Genomic DNA, 18,394 nt, shown 5'->3' with positions numbered 1-18,394 from the left:
GCCTTTATTCAATGGTTGCGTCATTACTGCGCGGCTTCCCTCTGGGCGGCCGCGCAGTCCGTTCATCAACCCTCACAAGAGCAAGGCACGCTTATGACTGAGGACAACAAACAGGCCGCGAGAGCTGATGTGGACCTCGAAGAGATGGTCGCATCAAGTGATTCCGGAGCGCGCAAGCCGGTCGGCGCTCCAGGAAAACTGCTGGTAGGTGTAGCGGCAGTGTGGTCGCTCTTTCAGCTGTGGATTGCATCCCCGCTACCCTTCATGGCGGGGTTTGGCGTGTTCAATGCCACTGAAGCACGTTCTATCCACCTGGCCTTTGCCCTGTTCCTGGCCTTCATGGCCTACCCGGCGACCAAACGTTCGCCGCGAGACCGCATTCCATTGCAAGACTGGATAATGGCGATCATCGCCGCCAGCGCCGGGGCCTATATGTTCATTTTCTATGAACAACTCTCCCATCGCCCTGGTTCACCTATCTTGCAGGACGTCATCGTCGGTGTGATTGGAATCCTGTTGCTGCTCGAGGCGACGCGGCGAGCTCTGGGGCCGCCTCTGACAATCATCGCTTCGATCTTTCTGATCTATTCCCTGGCCGGTCCCTGGATGCCGGGTATTCTCGCTCATCGTGGGGTCAGCATTTATGGCCTGGTCAACCACCAGTGGCTGACCACTCAGGGGGTCTTCGGTATTGCCCTTGGGGTGTCGACCAGTTTCGTGTTCCTGTTCGTCCTGTTTGGTGCCATGCTCGACAAGGCAGGAGCGGGCAACTATTTCATCAAGGTTGCCTTTTCGATGCTGGGGCACTATCGCGGTGGCCCCGCCAAGGCGGCTGTCGTGGCTTCCGGCATGACCGGTCTGATTTCTGGTTCCTCCATTGCCAATACGGTCACGACCGGAACCTTTACCATTCCGATGATGAAGCGAGTAGGGTTTTCGGCTGAGAAGGCCGGAGCCGTGGAAGTGTCTTCATCAGTCAATGGCCAGATCATGCCTCCTGTCATGGGCGCTGCGGCTTTCCTGATGGTGGAATATGTCGGCATCTCTTATGTGGAAGTGATCAAGCATGCCTTCCTTCCTGCGCTGATCTCCTATATCGCTCTGGTCTACATCGTTCATCTCGAGGCGCTGAAGGCCAACATGCAGGGCCTCAAGAGCTCCAATCCGCCCAAGCCGCTGGTACGCAAGCTGATCGGCTTCCTTGGTGGCCTGCTGTTGATGATGATAGCGGCCCTGGTGGTGTATTACGGGCTTGGCTGGCTGAAGCCGATATTGGGCGATGCAACGCCGTGGGTAGCTGCCGTGGTTCTGGCCGCGATTTATGTTGGTCTGCTCAAGCTGGCTTCGAACTATCCCGAGCTGGAACTCGATGATCCCAACGAGCCGGTGTTCACGCTACCCCAGACCCGGCCTACGGTACTGGTGGGGCTGCAGTACATCCTGCCGGTGCTGGTGCTGGTGTGGTGCCTTATGGTCGAACGACTGTCGCCAGGGCTCTCTGCCTTCTGGGCGACGGTCCTGATGATGATCATCATGATCACCCAGCGCCCGATCACGGCATTTTTCCGTGGGCGCAGCAATTTCTCGGCAGATGTACGCGAAGGCTTTCTGGATCTGTGGGAAGGTCTGATAGCAGGTGCCCGCAACATGATTGGCATTGGTATCGCGACGGCGACAGCGGGCATCATCGTTGGTGCTGTCTCCCAGACGGGGGTCGGCCTGGTGCTGGCGGATGTCGTGGAAATCCTGTCCATGGGCAATCTGATGCTGATCCTGCTGTTGACGGCTGTCCTCAGTCTGATTCTTGGCATGGGCCTGCCCACCACCGCCAACTACATTGTCGTGTCGGCCTTGCTGGCACCGGTCATTGTCCAGCTTGGCGAACAGAATGGCTTGCTGGTACCGCTGATCGCCGTGCACCTGTTCGTGTTCTATTTCGGCATCATGGCGGATGTGACACCACCGGTGGGGCTGGCATCGTTTGCCGCGGCGGCGCTATCTGGCGGTGATCCTATTCGCACGGGTTTCCAGGCTTTCTACTACAGCCTGCGTACTGCTGCCTTGCCGTTCCTGTTCATCTTCAACACGGACCTGTTGCTGATTGATGTCTCACCATTGCAAGGGGTGTTGGTCTTTATCGTGGCAACCATTGCCATGCTGATCTTTGCCGCTGCAACTCAGGGCTTCATGATCACCCGTAACCGCTGGTACGAGAGTATTCTGCTGCTGCTGGTGGCGTTCTCTCTGTTCCGTCCCGGTTTCTGGATGGACATGATCCACGACCCTTATGAAAGCATTCCCCCGGCCCAGTTCGTCCAGGCCCTGGGAGAGGCTGATAGAGAGACACCGTTGCGCCTCAAGGTGCGTGGAGAAGATGCCTACGGTGATGAACAGGTCACTTACATGACACTGCCGGTGCCAGAGGGCAAGACGGGTGAAGAGCGCCTGGAAAACCTGGGGCTTGAGCTATTGATCGAAGATGACAAGGCGATCGTGGACATGGTGACGTTCGGCAGTGAAGCGCAGGAAATGGGCTTCGATTTCGATCAGCAGATCGAGGAAGTCCTGGCGCCGGTATCGCGTTGGCCCAAAGAACTGATGTGGTTCCCGGCATTGGTTGTCTTCGGATTGGTGGTGCTGTTGCAACGTCGGCGTCGCAGCCACCAGCAAGCGACAGGCGCCGAGGCCTGAGGAGGGAATGCCATGTACGAGAAGATACTGCTTTCCGTGGATCTCAATGAGAAGGAGTCCTGGAAGAAGGCATTACCGGTGGCAGTGGCGCTGTGTCGCACCTTTGGTGCGTCACTGCATATTGTCACGGTATTGCCGGACTATCGCATGCCGATGGTAGGGGCTTACTTTCCACCAGACTTCGCTGCCAAGGCGCATGAAACCGCCAAGGAAGCCCTGCAGGTGTTCGTCAAGGACAACGTGCCGGAGGATATTGAAATACATACTGTTCTGGCTGATGGATCGCCTTGGGAGAGCATTCTCAAGGCCAGCAAGAAGCTGAAAGTTGACTTGATCGTCATGGCCTCCCATACCAAGCGCAAGTTTGTCGATCATGTGATTGGGCCCAATGCGGAACATGTGGTCCATCACAGCAAGATCTCCGTAATGATCGTGCGCTGATCCTCTGGTGCTGCCACTGCCCCCCAGACTGAGCCATGTCCTCGGCCTGGGGGGCTTTCATTTAGTGTTATCACTGTCCTGGACACGATGTTGAGCTTATTGCAGTTCAACTAGGCTGATGACTGTGCGAGCATATTGGCTTTGCTCCCGCCTCGCTGAAACAGGTATTGGCTGGGGATATCAGCGGGTGAGAATCAATGGGACGAGTCACGTCATGTTAAAACGTATACTTCTTTGGGGTTTGGCCACTGCGCTGATGACGGGAGCGCTCCTGGCTTCGGCTCAAATATCTTCAAAGAGGGAGAGCGATCCATTGCCTGTTCCGTCAGGGCAAGTGATTCTGAAGGTCACCGGTAACATCGATCATCCCAATGTGGGGGATGAGCTATGGCTTGACCGGGCAATGCTGAGCTCTCTGGAAGGTCGCACCCTGGTGACTGATACTCCCTGGCACCGCAAGGCCAACGTTTTCAAGGGGCCACTGTTACGCAGCGTGCTGAATGCTGCCGGCATTGAATCTGAATATGTCGTGATACATGCCCTCAATGGGTTTGCAGCCGAGATCCCAGTGACCGATATCGACCACTATGATGTGATTCTGGCCATGACCAGCAATGGCGAACCGATGGCGATTCGGGACTTTGGTCCCTTGTTCGTGCTTTATCCTTTCGATGAATACCCTGAGTTGAACAACAATGAGGCCATCCGCTTTCGTTCCGTATGGCAGGTGGACTCTATCGAAGTCCCTGTTCCTTGATAGAGTGCCTTGATAGGGTGCCTTGAGAGAGCATGGGAATCGCCATGAACTGGGATAAGTCGGCCATTCCCGGCAGGAGAGAGCACTGGTGCAGAAATATCCGCTGCGATTGAAGATCAGTGCAGTTGCTGCCTTGGCCTTTTTTACTGCCGCCATGGTGCTGATCGGGCTTTCGCTATGGCGCCACGACAACTTGAAACATGGCCTGGGGGAAAACGTTACCTGGCATGCTTACAAGCTTGACCGGGATACGGTAGTACTGCGTCACCAGCTTCTCCGTGACGGGCTTGATGAGGCGGCCTTGAAGCGCTTTCGCCTCGGCTTCGAATTACTCTATAGCAAACTCAATCTGTTCCAGGGCGGTGAGAGTCGCAAGATGCTGAAAAGTTCTGCGACGGCAGCACGCTTGCTGGATGAAATCGAATTTCGTCTCAATGCAATGGACGAAGAGATCGAGCGACTGGAACATCTGGATGCCAGGACGGTCTCGGTGATTGGCCAGCAACTGGCCGAACTGAGCGAGCCTACCGAGCGACTGATCATTGCCATCAATGAGCATCTGGCCAATAGCGCCTATAAAGAGCGCCTGCATCTACAGCGCATGTACATGTGGCTGATGGTCCTGATTCTTGGCATGAGCCTGGCTGGGGTCGTGATGTTGATGGCCTTGCTGCGTCAGGCGCGTGACAATGAAGCGTCGCGTCAGGCATTGGAAATACTCAGTGCCGAACTGCAAGTCAGTGCCCGTCAGGCGCAGTCGGCCAGCCAGGCCAAGTCGGACTTTCTGGCCACGGTCAGTCATGAGATACGCACGCCGCTCAATGGTGTCATTGGCATGAGTGAGTTGATGCGCGAGCAGCCGCTGCCAGAGCGGGCTCGTCATTATTCCGATACCATCCACGACAGTGCCTACAAGTTGATGGGCCTGATTGACGACATCCTGGACTTCTCCAAGATCGAGGCCGGGCGCATGGACCTGGATATTCAGGCTGTGGAACTCAAGCCCCTGGTCGATGATGCCATTGCCCTGTTTCTGCCCCGGGCGGAAGCCAAGGGAATTTCCCTCAGTGCCGATCTGGCCTCGGATCTACCACGTTATGTACGTTGCGACGCGGGGCGCTTGCGCCAGGTTCTTCTCAACCTTCTGACCAATGCCATCAAGTTCACCCAGGTGGGCAGCGTGAGGGTATTGGCGAGGAAAGGGCATGGTGACCAGGTGCTGTTCGAGGTCATCGATACCGGAAGAGGGATTGATGAAGCGCTGTTGAGTCAGTTGTTCGAGCCTTTCCGCCAGGGGGGGCCCACTATCGTCCGGCGTTACGGTGGCACGGGACTTGGCCTGGCTATATGCAAGCGTCTTGTCGAAGCAATGGATGGCAAGATCGGTGTCGAAAGCAGTGAAGGGCAAGGCAGCCGTTTCTGGTTCGAATTGCCATTGCCATCCTGGGAAGCTCCTTCGGCACAGGGGGAGGTGTATGCACCGGGAGAGCCCTCAGCCAGTGCGAAAGAGCCTTCAGCCAGTTCAAAAGAGCCCTCAGCCAGTTCAAAAGAGCCTTCAGCCAGTTTAAAAGAGCCCTTCGCCAGCAGCGAGTCATCGGTTAGCTCAGCCAGTGCCAAGCCCTCCCATCCCACCGATGGTGAAGCCACTAAGGCTGCAGGTCTTTCCAACGTCCGGGGGCTGTCACAGCCAAAGGCGCCGAGCGAAGTCGAGTTGCTGGTCGTCGAAGATAATGTGGTCAATCAGGAAGTGGCGCAGGCCATGCTGGAAAGCCTGGGATGTCGGGTAAGTCTCGCTGCTTCCGGGCAGAAAGCGCTATCGCTGTGCGAACAGCGACGCTTCGACCTGATCCTCATGGATATTCAGATGCCGGACCTTGATGGCCGCGAAGTAACGCGACGTCTGAGGGCTCGTGGTGACTGGTGCTCCAGTGTTCCCATCGTGGCCATGACGGCCGGCGGTGCCATGTACGATCAGGCAGAATGCCATGCCTCGGGAATGGACGACTATCTGACCAAGCCGATTCTGAGGCATGATCTGTCGGCGCTGCTTCAGCGTTATCTCTTCGACACGGTAGTGAAAGTGCCCGCAACACCAGCCATGGGTTCAGTGCTGGACGCGGAGACCCTTGATTCCTTGCGTGGTAGTTTGGGGGATGAGCAATGCAAGAGTCTGGTGCAGCTGTTCCAGCAACAGGTGGAAGAGCGACTGCCGATGATTGTTCGCGCCGCAGAATGTCATGATGCCTCCGAGCTCGGGCGCCTGGCGCATCAGCTCAAGGGAGAGTCCGCAGGCATTGGTGCCGACGCCATGGCGGCGACTGCAGAACTGCTGGAGCGTCGTGCCCGGGAAGGGCGCTGCGAGGATACGACCGACTGTCTGGAACGATTACCTCGCTTGCTCAAGGAGACCATGGCCGCCTATGAGCGAGCTTTCCAACAGTAAGCTGCGACAGAGGGCGGATGGCTTCTGGCGGCCATGTATTTGGTTCTTTCAGCGACATGTATGCCAGGAGGTCACGCACTGGCAGCCGGCGGCAGGCGCCAACGTGGGTGGCGAGGTATGACCACGCGTTGTGGCCGGTACTCTCCATTGATCGCTTCCATGGCCAATGCCAGTGCATGCCGGGCAATCGTTTCATGGTCCTGTACGGCCGAATTCACCGGCAAGGGCAGGAAATCCAGCAGCCGGTTGTCGCCAAAGCTGGCCATGGCCAGGCGAGGGGGAAGACCTCCTTGGGCCAGTAGCGTGTCCAGCACCCCTTCGAGCAGCGTATATGAAGCGGTGATCAGGGCATCGGGCAAGCCGTTCTGCTCAAGGTAGTCGCGGAAGATGCGGGCGCCTTCCTCGCGCGCATAATGCTCGGCGCTGAGCAGTGTGCACTCCACCTCGTGACCAGCATCGGCCAGCGCGGCCTCGAAACCGGAACGGCGCTCGCTGGTGATGGAAAGATGTGGCACAGCATCCATCCACAGGACTTTCTTCACTGTCGGACCGATGACCGAGCGGGTCAGCCGTTGCGCAGCTTCTGCGTCGTTGCTGACGACACTGGCGAAGCGCTCTGCGGCCAGACCCCGGTCCACGGCAATGATGGGTAACCCGCTGTCCATCAGTTCGGAGTAGAACGTATCGGTTTGCGGCAGGCAACTGGCGACGATCAGTGCCTCGCAGCGCTGGGCGCGCAACGACAAGGCCAGTTCTCGCTCACTGTCGGGTCTGTCATCAGAGCCGACAATCAGCAGCTGATAGCCTTGCGCACGAGCGCCCCGTTCCAGGTGCTTGGCCAGGCGAGCATAACTGCTGTTTTCCAGGTCCGGAACGATCAGACCGAGGATACGGCTGGAACCGCGCCGCAAGGCTGCGGCCTGGGCATCCACGCGATAACCGTGCTCCCTGACCACCGTCATGACCCGGTCGATGGTGTCCTGGCGAATACGTCGCTCCTTGGCCTTGCCATTGACGATATAGCTGGCCGTGGTACGTGAAACACCAGCCAGTCGCGCGATCTCGGCCAATGTCATGACATCTCCTTTATTCAGCGCTTCCTGAAGTTGCCCCTGCGGCGTTAGCGGCGTTACTTGCTGCCTGGCAGGCAGTTGCGCCCACTGGCAACGCATTCTACCTGCTTATGGACATGCTGCACCCTGCGAAAGTTGTAGCAAGCTTGCCTTGCCATGATCCGAGAATCGTATCAGCATTTGAATTATAGTAAGTGACACGATTCAGCATCTTACCAAATACCTTGATACTCAAGAGGCCACTGGGTGAGGAATGTCATCTCGCACAGCAAGGTCCGTCGGAGAATCTCTTATGTTGACGCTCAGCTCCAACGATATTGTGCTCGGTTGTCAGGCCGAGACATGGCAGCACGCGCTGGATGCGGCTTTCGATACCCTTTGCGCTGCCGGCCTGGTCGATCAAGGCTATCGCCATGGCCTGAGTGACCGTGAGGCACAGTCCTCTACCTGGCTAGGCAATGGCATCGCCATCCCCCACGGCACTCCCGAAAGTCGTGATGCTGTTCTCAAGACCGGTGTCCGGGTGCTTCAGTTCCCCAAGGGGGTTGAGTGGCATGACGGTAACCGAGTGCATGTTCTGGTGACCATTGCCGCCCAGAGTGATGAGCATCTGGATATCCTGCGTAGTCTCACTCATGTGCTCGATCAGGAAGGCATCGCCGAACGCCTGGCCAGTGCCGAGAGCGCCGAAGCCGTTGCCGAACTGCTGTCCAGGCCTGTGGTTCAGGCTCGCCTGGATCGTGACACCCTGTGTCTGCGTCACGATGCCAAGGACTTGCTCGACCTGGGGCTGGCAGGCGCGCAGCGACTTCGCCGCCTTGGCCTGGTGGATACTTCCTTTGTATCTGCACTGCTCGAACAGAGGCCGACGTCTCTGGGAAAGGGGCTGTGGCTCTATGCTGTCGAGCATGGTGTCCAGGCTCCTGGACTTGCCGTGGTGACGCCTTCTGCGCCCATCCATGAAGGCGAGACGCCGGTGGAGATGGCGCTGTGCTTTGCGGCACAGGGAGAGGCCAGCCGTTCATTGCTGACTTCAGTGCTGTCGCTGCTGGATGCTGACTCGTCTCCCCGGGAATGGGATGCCGAGCAGGTATTAGCCTGCCTGGCCGGAGAAACCAGTGGCACGACCAGCCGCCGGGCAAGGGTTCTCAACGCCCATGGCCTGCATGCGCGTCCGGCCAAGGTCCTGGTGCAGAAGGCCCGGGACACAGGGGTGCCGATACAGGTACGTCTGACGGAAGGCAATGGCCAACCGGTCTCGGCATCCTCTCTCACCAAGGTCATTAGCCTTGGTGCCCGCCGTGGTCAGGAACTGGTGTTTTCTGCCCGGGGAGAAGGGGCTGATGCGGCGCTGGATGCTCTGATTGCCGCAGTCACCGACGGCCTGGGCGAGCAGGTCGTTCCATTCGAGGAAGGCCGCGCCCCCAGAAGGCAACCGGCCACACCCCAGGCCGAGCGTCCCAGAGCACCTGAGGCCGATACCCCCATCATGGCCGTGGCGGCTTCTCCAGGCCTGGCCGTTGCGCCGCTGTTCGTGCTGCGTACGCCTGACTTTTTCTATCCTGAAACGGCCAGTGATGCAGCAGAACAGCGCAGGCGTCTGCACTCTGCTATGGAAGAAGGGGTTGCCCAGTTGCAGGCCCTCGTTGCAGGTACCGCTGGCGGAGAAGTGGCAAACATCCTGTCGATGCACCAGGAGATGCTGTCAGATCCTGAGTTGATCCAGGCGGCGGAAGAAGGCATCAATGAAGGGCAGTCGGCAGAGGCTGCCTGGTGGCAGGCTATCGACACGGCAGCCAGGGCCCAGGAGCAACTGGCCGACAGACTGCTGGCGGAACGTGCAGCAGACCTGCGAGATGTGGGCCGCCGCGTACTTGGGGTGCTATGTGCCGTAGAGCTGCCGCAACCACCGGATAGCCCATATATTCTGGTGACCGATGATATTGGTCCTTCCGATGTGGCGCGCCTGGATACTCAGCGTGTACGGGGAATTCTCACTGCTCGGGGCGGTGCCACCGCGCACAGTGCGATTCTCGCCCGAGCTCTGGGAATTCCGGCTGTCGTAGGGGCGGGTGCCGGTATTCTGGCCCTGGAAGATGGTAATGAGCTGCTGCTCGATGGTGAAGGTGGGCAGATCGTGATCGCGCCATCGGCACAGCGTCGTGAGCGCTTTCTCAAGCGTATGGAAGAGCGTGAGCAACTGGCGGCCAAGGCATGGGATGCCCGCTTCGAGCCAGCTCAGACCCGTGATGGTGTCAGGGTCGAGGTGGCCGCCAACCTCGGTAACACTGCGCATGCCGGGGATGCCGTCTCTCGCGGGGCGGAAGGGGTCGGCCTGCTGCGCACGGAATTCCTGTTCATGTCTCATGCCGACATGCCGGATGTGGAAACCCAGGAGCAGGAATACCGTGTCGCCCTGGATGCCCTCGATGGGCGTCCGTTGGTGGCCCGTACCCTTGATGTCGGCGGTGACAAGCCGCTGGCCTACTGGCCCCTGCCTCAGGAGGACAACCCTTTCCTTGGCCTGCGTGGCATTCGCCTGGCCCTGACTCGTCCTCAGGTACTGCGTGACCAGTTCACCGCTCTGATCCGTGCTGCCAATGGCAGGCCACTGCGCATCATGCTGCCCATGGTCAAGGATGTGGCTGAATTCCGGGCTGCCAAGGCCATTTTCGACGAAGTGGCCGAAGAGCAAGGCAAAGTGCTCGACGGCGACACCCTGCAACTGGGGGTGATGATCGAGATTCCTTCCAGTGCTCTCCTGGCCGGAACCTTGGCCCCGGACGTGGACTTCTTTTCCATCGGCACCAACGACCTGACCCAATACACCCTGGCCATCGACCGTGGCCATCCTGAACTGTCTGCCCAGTCCGATGGCCTGCATCCTGCGGTACTGCGCCTGATCGAGCTGACCGTCAATGCTGCTCATGCTCATGGCAAGTGGGTAGGGGTATGCGGCGAACTGGCCAGCGATCGTCTGGCACTTCCAGTGTTGCTGGGGCTTGGCGTCGATGAACTCTCTGTCAGTGCTCGTCAGGTCCCCATGGTCAAGGAGCGCATGCGTGGTTTCGACATGCAACAGGCCCGTGAACAGGCTCGCCAGGCACTGGAACAGCCCACGGCAGAAGCGGTGCGTGACATGCTGGAGAGCCTCTCATGAGGGTGATGACCATTTCTCCCAATCCTGCCCTGGATCTTTCGATATCTCTGGACAGTCTTCGTCTCGCTGAACTCAACCGGGCTCAATCCATCGAGCTTCAGGCAGCAGGCAAGGGAGTCAACACGGCCAGGGTCCTGGTATCTCTGGGACATCAGGTAACGGTCACCGGCTTTCTTGGTGCGGACAATGATGCGGCTTTTGTCAGGGCATTCTCGGACATGGGCGCAGAGGACTACTTCCTGCGCATTCCGGGGGCCACTCGGATCAATACCAAGCTAAGCGAAGCGAATGGCAACGTCACCGATATCAATGCACCGGGGCTGGAAGTGGATGAACATAGCTGGCGGCGTCTGATCGAGCATATCGAAGCCCGCCTGGCCTACGAACGTCCTGATGCTCTGATGATTGGCGGCAGCCTGCCTCCGGGTCTTCCTCCCTCGGCGATGGGCAGCATGGTGAAGCGCCTGCGGGCCTATGGCGTGCCGCTTTGGGTGGATACCAGTGGTGCGGCGCTGAACGCAGCAGTGAGTGCCGGGGCCAATGCCGTCAAGCCCAACCGAGAAGAGCTGGCTGAATGGGCTGGGCAGCCGATCGCTGACGAGGACGCACTGCATCAGGCGGCGCTCTCATTATATGGCCAAGGCATCGAAGAGACCGTGGTATCCGATGGCGCAAGGGGTGTGACCTGGGTTAGTGCCCGGGGCGTATGGCAGGCCTTGCCGCCCAAGGTGGCTGTCGCCAACACCGTGTGCGCTGGCGACACCCTGTTTGCCGCCATGCTGCATGCCGTGTTGTCGGGCATGAATCCTGACGAGGGATTGCGTCTGGCCACTGCGCTATCTGCCGAAGCTGTTCGCCACGTAGGTGTTGGCGATATGACAGCCAGTGATTTTTCCGACCTTCTTGATGACACCAGGGTGCGTCGTCTCAATGACGTCGTGGCCGGGGGAGCACTAGCATGAATGTGATACTGATCAGTACCTGTCCCAATGGTACTGCCACGAGTTACCTGGCAGTGGAACGTCTCAAGCCGGCTGCCGAGGCGCTGAACTGGCACATTGATGTGGAGCTGCATTCGAGTCTGGCCAGGGTTGAACCTCTGTCGGCCGATGCCATCAAGGACGCGGAGCTGGTCATTGCCGTAGGAGACCAGCTTCCTGATGCCGGCCGCTTTATTGGCAAGCGGCTGTATCGAGCCAGTCTCCAGGAGGTACTGCCCGAACCTGAGACCTTTCTCCAGCGTGCCAGCCGTGAGGCGGAGGCTTTTTCCGGGGATGCTTTTTCCGGGGGGGCTTCTCCAACGGTTGCCAGAGGCTCGAAAAACACGGATGGCAAGCTCAACATTGTCGCCGTGACAGCTTGCCCCACTGGCGTCGCGCATACCTTCATGGCAGCCGAGGCCCTGGCCGAAGCCGGGCGCAGCCTGGGGCACAAGGTTCGAGTGGAAACCCAGGGGTCGGTAGGTGCTCAGGATCAATTGAGTGACGAAGAGATCACGGCCGCGGATCTGGTCATCCTGGCCTGCGACATTGAAGTCAATGCAGACCGGTTTGCTGGCAAGCGCATCTACCGCACGTCCACGGGCAATGCGTTGAAGAAGTCACGCCAGACCATAGAGAGCGCCGCTGCCGAAGCCCTGGTGGAAAGTGAGGGGGCTACAGGCCAGGCCGGAGATCGGTCCGAGGCCGCCAAGAGCTTCAAGGAAAAGGGGGTCTACAAGCACTTGCTGACCGGGGTGTCCTTCATGCTGCCGATGGTGGTGGCTGGAGGTCTGCTGATCGCCCTGTCGTTTGTCTTCGGCATCGAAGCTTTCGAGGAAGAAGGCACATTGGCTGCCGCCTTGATGCAGATCGGCGGAGGCACTGCCTTCAAGTTGATGGTGCCGGTACTGGCCGGTTATATCGCCTATTCCATTGCCGACCGCCCCGGCATTGCACCCGGCATGATCGGTGGACTGCTGGCAGCGGACCTGGGTGCTGGTTTCATCGGTGGCATTCTGGCCGGCTTTCTCGCCGGTTACACCGCCAAGGCCATCATACGCTACGTCAAATTGCCGCCCAGTGTGGAGTCGCTCAAGCCGATTCTGATCATTCCACTACTGGCCAGCCTGGTGACGGGGCTGGTGATGATCTACATCGTCGGTACGCCGGTGGCAGGTATCCTGAGTGCGCTGACCGCCTTCCTCAAGAGCATGGGCTCCACCAATGCCGTGCTGCTGGGGGCATTGCTCGGTGCCATGATGTGCTTCGACCTTGGTGGCCCGGTCAACAAGGCAGCCTATACCTTTGGTGTGGGGCTGCTGGCCTCGGAAACCTATGCTCCCATGGCCGCGATCATGGCGGCGGGCATGGTGCCGGCGATTGGCATGGGCATCGCCACCTTTGTGGCACGTAACAAGTTCGCGGTTGCCGAGCGCGAAGCGGGCAAGGCCTCCTTCGTCCTTGGTCTTTGCTTCATTACGGAGGGGGCTATCCCCTTTGCGGCCAAGGATCCGCTGCGGGTAATTCCTGCCAGCATGCTGGGTGGCGCCCTGACAGGTGCCTTGTCCATGCTGTTCGGAGCTCAACTGATGGCACCGCATGGCGGCATATTCGTGCTGCTGATTCCCAACGCCATCACGCCAGTGATGTGGTACCTGCTGGCTATCGTTGCGGGGGCCGTCGTGACCGGGCTGGGTTATGCCGCGCTCAAGCGTAGCGAAGCCGCTCCCATGGCAATAACCGTCAACAGCTGAGGCATGAGCCCTTGTACATCAGCATGCCCATGAAAGAGGCATGGGCATGCATGGATGCTCCAGAAAGAAGATGACCCTTATGGCCTGACAGAATTGTCAGGCCTTTTTTATGTGTAAAAAACGCAGATATGCCGATGATTTATCTGTATTTGTCTTATCTGTCAGAAAAATATTTGAATATTGTTATTGCGTGGCATAATGGCGCGCATATTGCAGTGCAGTAAATGCACCGGGCTATACCTGGCCCACCGAGGCGGTTGGCAGGCAACTGTCAGCCATCTTGCTCCGAACATGCCTTGGCAGCATTTCCTATCCGGAAGTGATGCCGGGCCTGGATGCGACGAGGAGATCCCTATGTCGACACAACCCGTTACCTTGATGGTGGCTCGCCGCGTAGCTCTTGGGCGCTACCAGGATTTCATGCACTGGCTGGACGAGGGCAGGGAGCTTGCTGCCGATTTTCCCGGCTACCTGGGCTCCGGCATTCTGGCGCCGCCGCCTGGCGACGACCAATATCAGATCATCTTTCGCTTCCAGGATGACCGGACCCTGGCCCGTTGGGAACACTCAGCATCCCGTCGGGCATGGTTGAGCCGTGGAACAGGGCTGTTCGAGTCGCCCCAGGAACAGCGAGCAAGCGGCATCGATGGATGGTTTTCCGCGCCGGGCCCGCGAACACCTCCGCGCTGGAAGCAGGCCATTGCCATCTGGCTGGCATTCTTCCCTGTATCGCTGCTGTTCCAGATGGTGTTCGGTGAAGCCCTGGCCAGCCTGCCACTGCTGCCTCGGATTCTGGCCAATACCCTGATGCTGACACCAGTGATGGTGTTTTTCTTCATCCCCCTGGTGACACGACTTCTGGCGCCCTGGTTGCAAGCCCAGTCTGGACGCAAGTTGCGTCTGCGAGCCAGGAGAGGATGACACAGCACCTGCAATGAGTAGTACACCTACTCAGATGGTCGCGTTGAGCGTCCTACGCACTCCTGACAGGATGAGCAGCATGATCCTTCAGGAGTCCTTGCATGGCGCAATCCCGAGACAAGGCGCTTTCCCGGTTGCCACTGGAATATTCCCGGTTGCCATTGGAACAAGGTGTCCGTATCGCTGTCAGCCGCAGTCACGATCCACAGCAGGTCGCGCAGGAGCTGCGCCAAGCGCTGATGCATCCCGACCTGGGGTTCGTACTGTTCTTCGTCAGTGCGGAATATCCACTCGAACCCCTCGGTGAGGCCTTGAGTGCCGCCTTTGACGAGACCCCGCTGGCGGGCTGTACCACGGCAGGAGAAATTACCCCAGCGGGCTATGAACGGGGCTGCATCGTGGCCATGGGGTTTGATTGCCGTCACTTCGGTGTGGCTGCAACGCTGATCGACGAACTCGATAGTGTGACGCTGGAAGCCGCTCAACGCCGGGTTGATAGCCTGGTGCAGGAAGCCCGCCGGCGCTTTTCCGGTAACGGTGGTGAAACCTTTGCCTTGACCCTGCTCGATGGGCTTTCGGCCAGCGAGGAGCAGGTATTGGCAATCCTGGATGCTGCCCTGGGAGGCATCCCGAGTTTTGGTGGTTCTGCCGGTGACGATAACCACCTGGCGCATACCCATGTCTTTGCCGGTGAGCGCTTTCACAGTGATGCTGCCGTGGTCGTGCTGATCACGACCCATCACCCCTTTGAAGTGTTTTCCGCCCATCATCTGGTTTCTCGGGGTGAAAAGCTGGTCGTGACCCAGGCAGATCCTTCGGCTCGCCGCGTCGTGGAACTCAATGCCCTGCCGGCAGTGGAGGAATATGCACGCTTGGTAGGGTTGCCAGTCGAAGCCTTGAACGAAGGGGTGTTTGCACGTCATCCACTGGCAGTGAAACTGGGCGATGCCTGGTTCGTGCGCTCGATACAGAGTGTCAATGACGATGGCAGCCTGAGCTTCTATTGCGCCGTGGAAACCGGCATCGTGCTCACGGCGATGCAAGCTGTCTCGCAGCTTGATGCTCTGGATGAGACCATGGCAGGGCTGGAAGCTCGCCTGGGACGTCCCGGGCTGATCATTGGTTGCGACTGCTTCCTGCGCCGCCTGGAGCTGGAGTCCCTCGGGTTGATCGAGGAAGGTTCCCAGCGTCTGGCCGCTGCCCGAGTGATAGGCTTCAACACCTATGGTGAGCAGCATCACGGCATGCATGTGAATCAGACCTTTACCGGAGTGGCAATTGGACTTGCTCAGTAAAGTCGCCGATGGCGAACCGCAGAGCCCTCTGGAACAGGAGCTGTTCGAGGAGAATCGGCGCCTGCGGCGTATCTGCCAGGCACTGATGGAGAGGGTGGAGTCCGCAGGAACCGGCCGAGCCCCCTATGGTGCCTTCGAGCATGCGGTACTGCTTGCCGAGCAGGTGCGTGAGAGAACAGATACCTTGCATCGCACTCTGGATGAGTTGGCCGAGACCAATACACGCCTGGAAGATGCGCGCCGCGAGGCGGAAGCGGCCAATCATTCCAAGACCCGCTTTCTTGCAGCGGTCAGCCACGATCTGCTGCAGCCGCTGAATGCAGCGCGGTTGTTTACCAGTGCACTGGAAGAGCTGCCCCTGGAGCGGAACGCAGGAACCCTGGTCACTAATATCGGACGCTCCCTGCGGGATGTGGAACAGTTACTAGGGACTCTGGTGGATATTTCACGCCTGGACGCCGGCGTTTTGACCCCTGATGTGGCCCCATTTGCCGTGGCTGAGCTGCTCGATGCTTTGGCGGAAGAGTCGTGGCAGATGGCACAGGCCAAGGGCCTGGCGTTCTCTTATGTTGCCAGCTCTGCCGTGGTGGAATCGGATCTGGCGCTGTTGGCCCGAGTGATACGCAACCTGGTCTCCAATGCGGTGCGTTACACCGACACAGGCCGGGTCTTGCTGGGATGTCGGCGTCGTGCCGAGGGGCTTGAGATAGTGGTTGCCGATACTGGCCCCGGCATTCCAGAGTCTCGTCGCGAGGAAGTCTTTCTCGAATTCCGTCGTGGACGTGATCAAGTCTCCCGGCAGTCGCCCGGGCTGGGGCTTGGCCTGGCCATCGTGGATCGCATTGCGCGCTTGCTCGACCATCCCTTGCAGCTGGCAAGCCAGTCTGGTCATGGCACGTTGTTTGCGCTGATGCTGCCCTATGCTCGAGCCCCGGTCGTGGAGCCGGCAGTCACCACCGTGGTGCCGTTACGGGGCAGCGAATACCTGAAAGGTGCCTGCCTGTGGGTGCTCGATAACGATGCCAGCATTCTCGATGGCATGCAGGCGTTGTTATGTGGATGGGGGTGCCAGGTTCGCGTGTCCACGTGCGCCGCAGAACTTGAACAACAGCTGGAAGAACAACGGGAACAACAGCCGGCGGAAGCCGGCAGTGCATGGCGGGGTGTACTGCTGATCGATTACCACCTGGATGCAGAAGATGGCGACGGCCTGTCGCTGGCGGAGCGGCTCATCCAGCGTTATCCCTGGGTCATGCCGATGCTGATCACTGCCAACCATGATGCTGAGATCAAGCGGCGCTGTCGCGAGCGTGGTTTTCCCTGCGTGCTCAAGCCGGTCAAGCCACTGCGGTTGCGTCAGGCGCTGATCCATCTACTGGGTGAGGCGGGGCATGACGGCCCCTGAAACACGCCGTCATGCCATGAGTTGCTGTGGCCCCGTTCAGTCGGGGCTTCATTCATTCGTAGCTTCATTCTTTCATAGCTTCATTCATTCTTGGTTTCGTTCAATGGTCAGCGTTACCAGACGCACCACGACCGGCCTGACAATCAGGACACAGACAAATGCCACTGGCATGGCCAGCTTGTAAGCTCTCCATGCACTGTCTATATAGCCTGGGCCGATACCGCTGTTGGCTGCGGTGATGACCAGGCACATCAAGAAAGCCATGATGGCCGACATGTAAAAGGCAAAGACGACGGGGGTGAGGCGATGAGGCAACCCCCGCCTTTCCACGACACGCCTGAAGACGTTCCTGGACATGCTGGAGCTGACAGATGCGGCGCTTGAGCGTGAATCCATTGTGGGCTTCCTGGTGGGTGATGGCTGATGGATGACCACCCTATCCCAGGTGCATGTTCTGCAGTAGACGGCTGAAACTAATATCTCTATAAACCTATTCTTAATAATCAGTAGTGAAATTCTTTGTAAAACCTAAGGGTATATGGCTGATATGGATACCTTGCGTGCCATAGAGTGTTTTGTGCGCGTCGTCGAGACGGGCAGTATCGCGGAAGGTGCCAGGCAACTCGGTATCAGTTCTGCTGCTGTCAGCCAGAGTATCGCCAGACTGGAAACCCACCTGGATGTCAGGTTGCTGTCCCGGACCACCCGGCGCATGGCACTTACTGACAGTGGCACGGTGTATTACGAGCGGGTGAAGCACATCGCGCGAGACATCGAGCAGGCACATAACGCGATTGCCTCCCTGCAGGCCGCACCGCGTGGGCGCTTGAGAATTGCCTCTACCTCCGCCTTCGGTCGCCACGTGCTGGCTCCCTTGATACCTGATTTCAATGCTGCCTACCCGCACCTTACCCTTGAATTGCTGACCACGGACCGCAGCGTGAACCATATCCGTGAGACCGTGGATATCAGCATCCGCATCACTCCTCAGTTGGAAGATGGGCTGGTGGCGCGCCATATTGCGTCGATTCCTTTCCTGTTTTGCGCGTCTCCGGCATATCTGAGCCGCGCAGGCACGCCCCATACTCCTGAAGAGCTCAAGGAGCACGATTGCCTGGCATTTCGCTTTCCCCTCGATGGAAAGTTTCTGAGCTGGGGGTTCATCCGCGATGGCATTCGCTTCGAGCCGGATACCAGAGTGGCCATGATCAGCGATGATATCGATGTACTGGCACGCATGGCCTTGGCTGATGGGGGAATCACCCGACTAGCGGCTTTTATTGCCCAGCCCTATCTGGAAAGCGGGGAGCTGGTCTCGCTATTCGATCCCGGCAGTGATGAGCGTGTGCGTGCGGTGTCCGAACCCATGGATATTTACCTGTGTGTTGGCCATCGCAAGGATGTCACACCCAAGGTCAGGGCGTTCATGGACTTTCTGACGGAACGGTTGCCGCGGGAGTGGCGCAGGAACTAG

13 protein-coding genes are annotated in these 18,394 nt (G+C 58.8%); 11 read left to right on the top strand and 2 right to left on the bottom strand.

Annotated features, from left to right (window positions below):
- Positions 1–93 precede the first annotated feature (93 nt).
- The 4 genes from E4T21_RS15630 (at position 94) to E4T21_RS15615 (ending at position 6,332) form a co-directional block, all read left to right on the top strand.
- Positions 94–2,691: a TRAP transporter permease gene (locus E4T21_RS15630; RefSeq protein WP_149285928.1), complete on the top strand. Its 2,598-nt coding sequence runs from the start codon at positions 94–96 to the stop codon at positions 2,689–2,691.
- 12 nt (positions 2,692–2,703) lie between these two features.
- Complete coding sequence (locus E4T21_RS15625) at positions 2,704–3,132, top strand: universal stress protein (RefSeq protein ID WP_149285927.1); 429 nt, start codon at positions 2,704–2,706, stop codon at positions 3,130–3,132.
- A gap of 313 nt (positions 3,133–3,445) precedes the next feature.
- Positions 3,446–3,889 carry a putative pterin-binding protein gene (locus E4T21_RS15620; protein ID WP_240349182.1) on the top strand — a complete coding sequence of 148 codons (444 nt, stop codon included), beginning with the start codon at positions 3,446–3,448 and terminating at the stop codon, positions 3,887–3,889.
- 88 nt (positions 3,890–3,977) lie between these two features.
- Positions 3,978–6,332, top strand: coding sequence for an ATP-binding protein (locus E4T21_RS15615; protein ID WP_149285925.1), 2,355 nt, complete (start codon positions 3,978–3,980; stop codon positions 6,330–6,332).
- A gap of 71 nt (positions 6,333–6,403) precedes the next feature.
- Here the strand turns inward: E4T21_RS15615 and cra are convergent, their stop codons facing one another.
- Complete coding sequence (gene cra / locus E4T21_RS15610; protein WP_149285924.1) at positions 6,404–7,408, bottom strand: catabolite repressor/activator; 1,005 nt, start codon at positions 7,406–7,408, stop codon at positions 6,404–6,406.
- A gap of 289 nt (positions 7,409–7,697) precedes the next feature.
- Between cra and ptsP the strand changes: the two genes are divergently transcribed.
- The 6 genes from ptsP (at position 7,698) to E4T21_RS15580 (ending at position 16,920) form a co-directional block, all read left to right on the top strand.
- Entirely contained in the window at positions 7,698–10,565 is a 2,868-nt protein-coding gene (gene ptsP, locus E4T21_RS15605) for a phosphoenolpyruvate--protein phosphotransferase (RefSeq protein ID WP_149285923.1), read from the top strand.
- On the top strand, positions 10,562–11,527 hold the full coding sequence (locus E4T21_RS15600; protein WP_149285922.1) for a 1-phosphofructokinase family hexose kinase: 966 nt from the start codon (positions 10,562–10,564) through the stop codon (positions 11,525–11,527). The genes ptsP and E4T21_RS15600 overlap by 4 nt, the downstream gene beginning before the upstream one ends.
- Positions 11,524–13,299: a PTS fructose-like transporter subunit IIB gene (locus E4T21_RS15595; RefSeq protein WP_149285921.1), complete on the top strand. Its 1,776-nt coding sequence runs from the start codon at positions 11,524–11,526 to the stop codon at positions 13,297–13,299. The genes E4T21_RS15600 and E4T21_RS15595 overlap by 4 nt, the downstream gene beginning before the upstream one ends.
- 354 nt (positions 13,300–13,653) lie before the next feature.
- Positions 13,654–14,220, top strand: a complete 567-nt coding sequence (locus E4T21_RS15590) for a putative antibiotic biosynthesis monooxygenase (protein ID WP_149285920.1) — start codon at positions 13,654–13,656, stop codon at positions 14,218–14,220.
- A gap of 101 nt (positions 14,221–14,321) precedes the next feature.
- The gene (gene nosP, locus E4T21_RS15585) at positions 14,322–15,515 is read left to right on the top strand and encodes a nitric oxide-sensing protein NosP (RefSeq protein WP_187775020.1); all 1,194 of its coding nucleotides are present in this window, start codon (positions 14,322–14,324) and stop codon (positions 15,513–15,515) included.
- The gene (locus E4T21_RS15580; protein ID WP_240349181.1) at positions 15,499–16,920 is read left to right on the top strand and encodes an ATP-binding response regulator; all 1,422 of its coding nucleotides are present in this window, start codon (positions 15,499–15,501) and stop codon (positions 16,918–16,920) included. Before nosP ends, E4T21_RS15580 begins: the two co-directional genes overlap by 17 nt.
- Before the next feature lie 84 nt (positions 16,921–17,004).
- On the opposite strand, the gene E4T21_RS15575 is transcribed toward E4T21_RS15580, so the two are convergent.
- The gene (locus E4T21_RS15575; RefSeq protein WP_149285919.1) at positions 17,005–17,316 is read right to left on the bottom strand and encodes a DUF2798 domain-containing protein; all 312 of its coding nucleotides are present in this window, start codon (positions 17,314–17,316) and stop codon (positions 17,005–17,007) included.
- A 151-nt stretch (positions 17,317–17,467) separates the two neighbouring features.
- On the opposite strand from E4T21_RS15575, the gene E4T21_RS15570 reads away from it, so the two are divergent.
- On the top strand, positions 17,468–18,394 hold the full coding sequence (locus E4T21_RS15570) for a LysR family transcriptional regulator (protein ID WP_149287267.1): 927 nt from the start codon (positions 17,468–17,470) through the stop codon (positions 18,392–18,394).

Origin of the sequence: Halomonas binhaiensis (assembly GCF_008329985.2) — a bacterium.
Taxonomy (GTDB): domain Bacteria; phylum Pseudomonadota; class Gammaproteobacteria; order Pseudomonadales; family Halomonadaceae; genus Halomonas; species Halomonas binhaiensis.
Note: the sequence above shows the minus strand (reverse complement) of the source record. Positions and strands in the feature narration are given on the sequence as shown.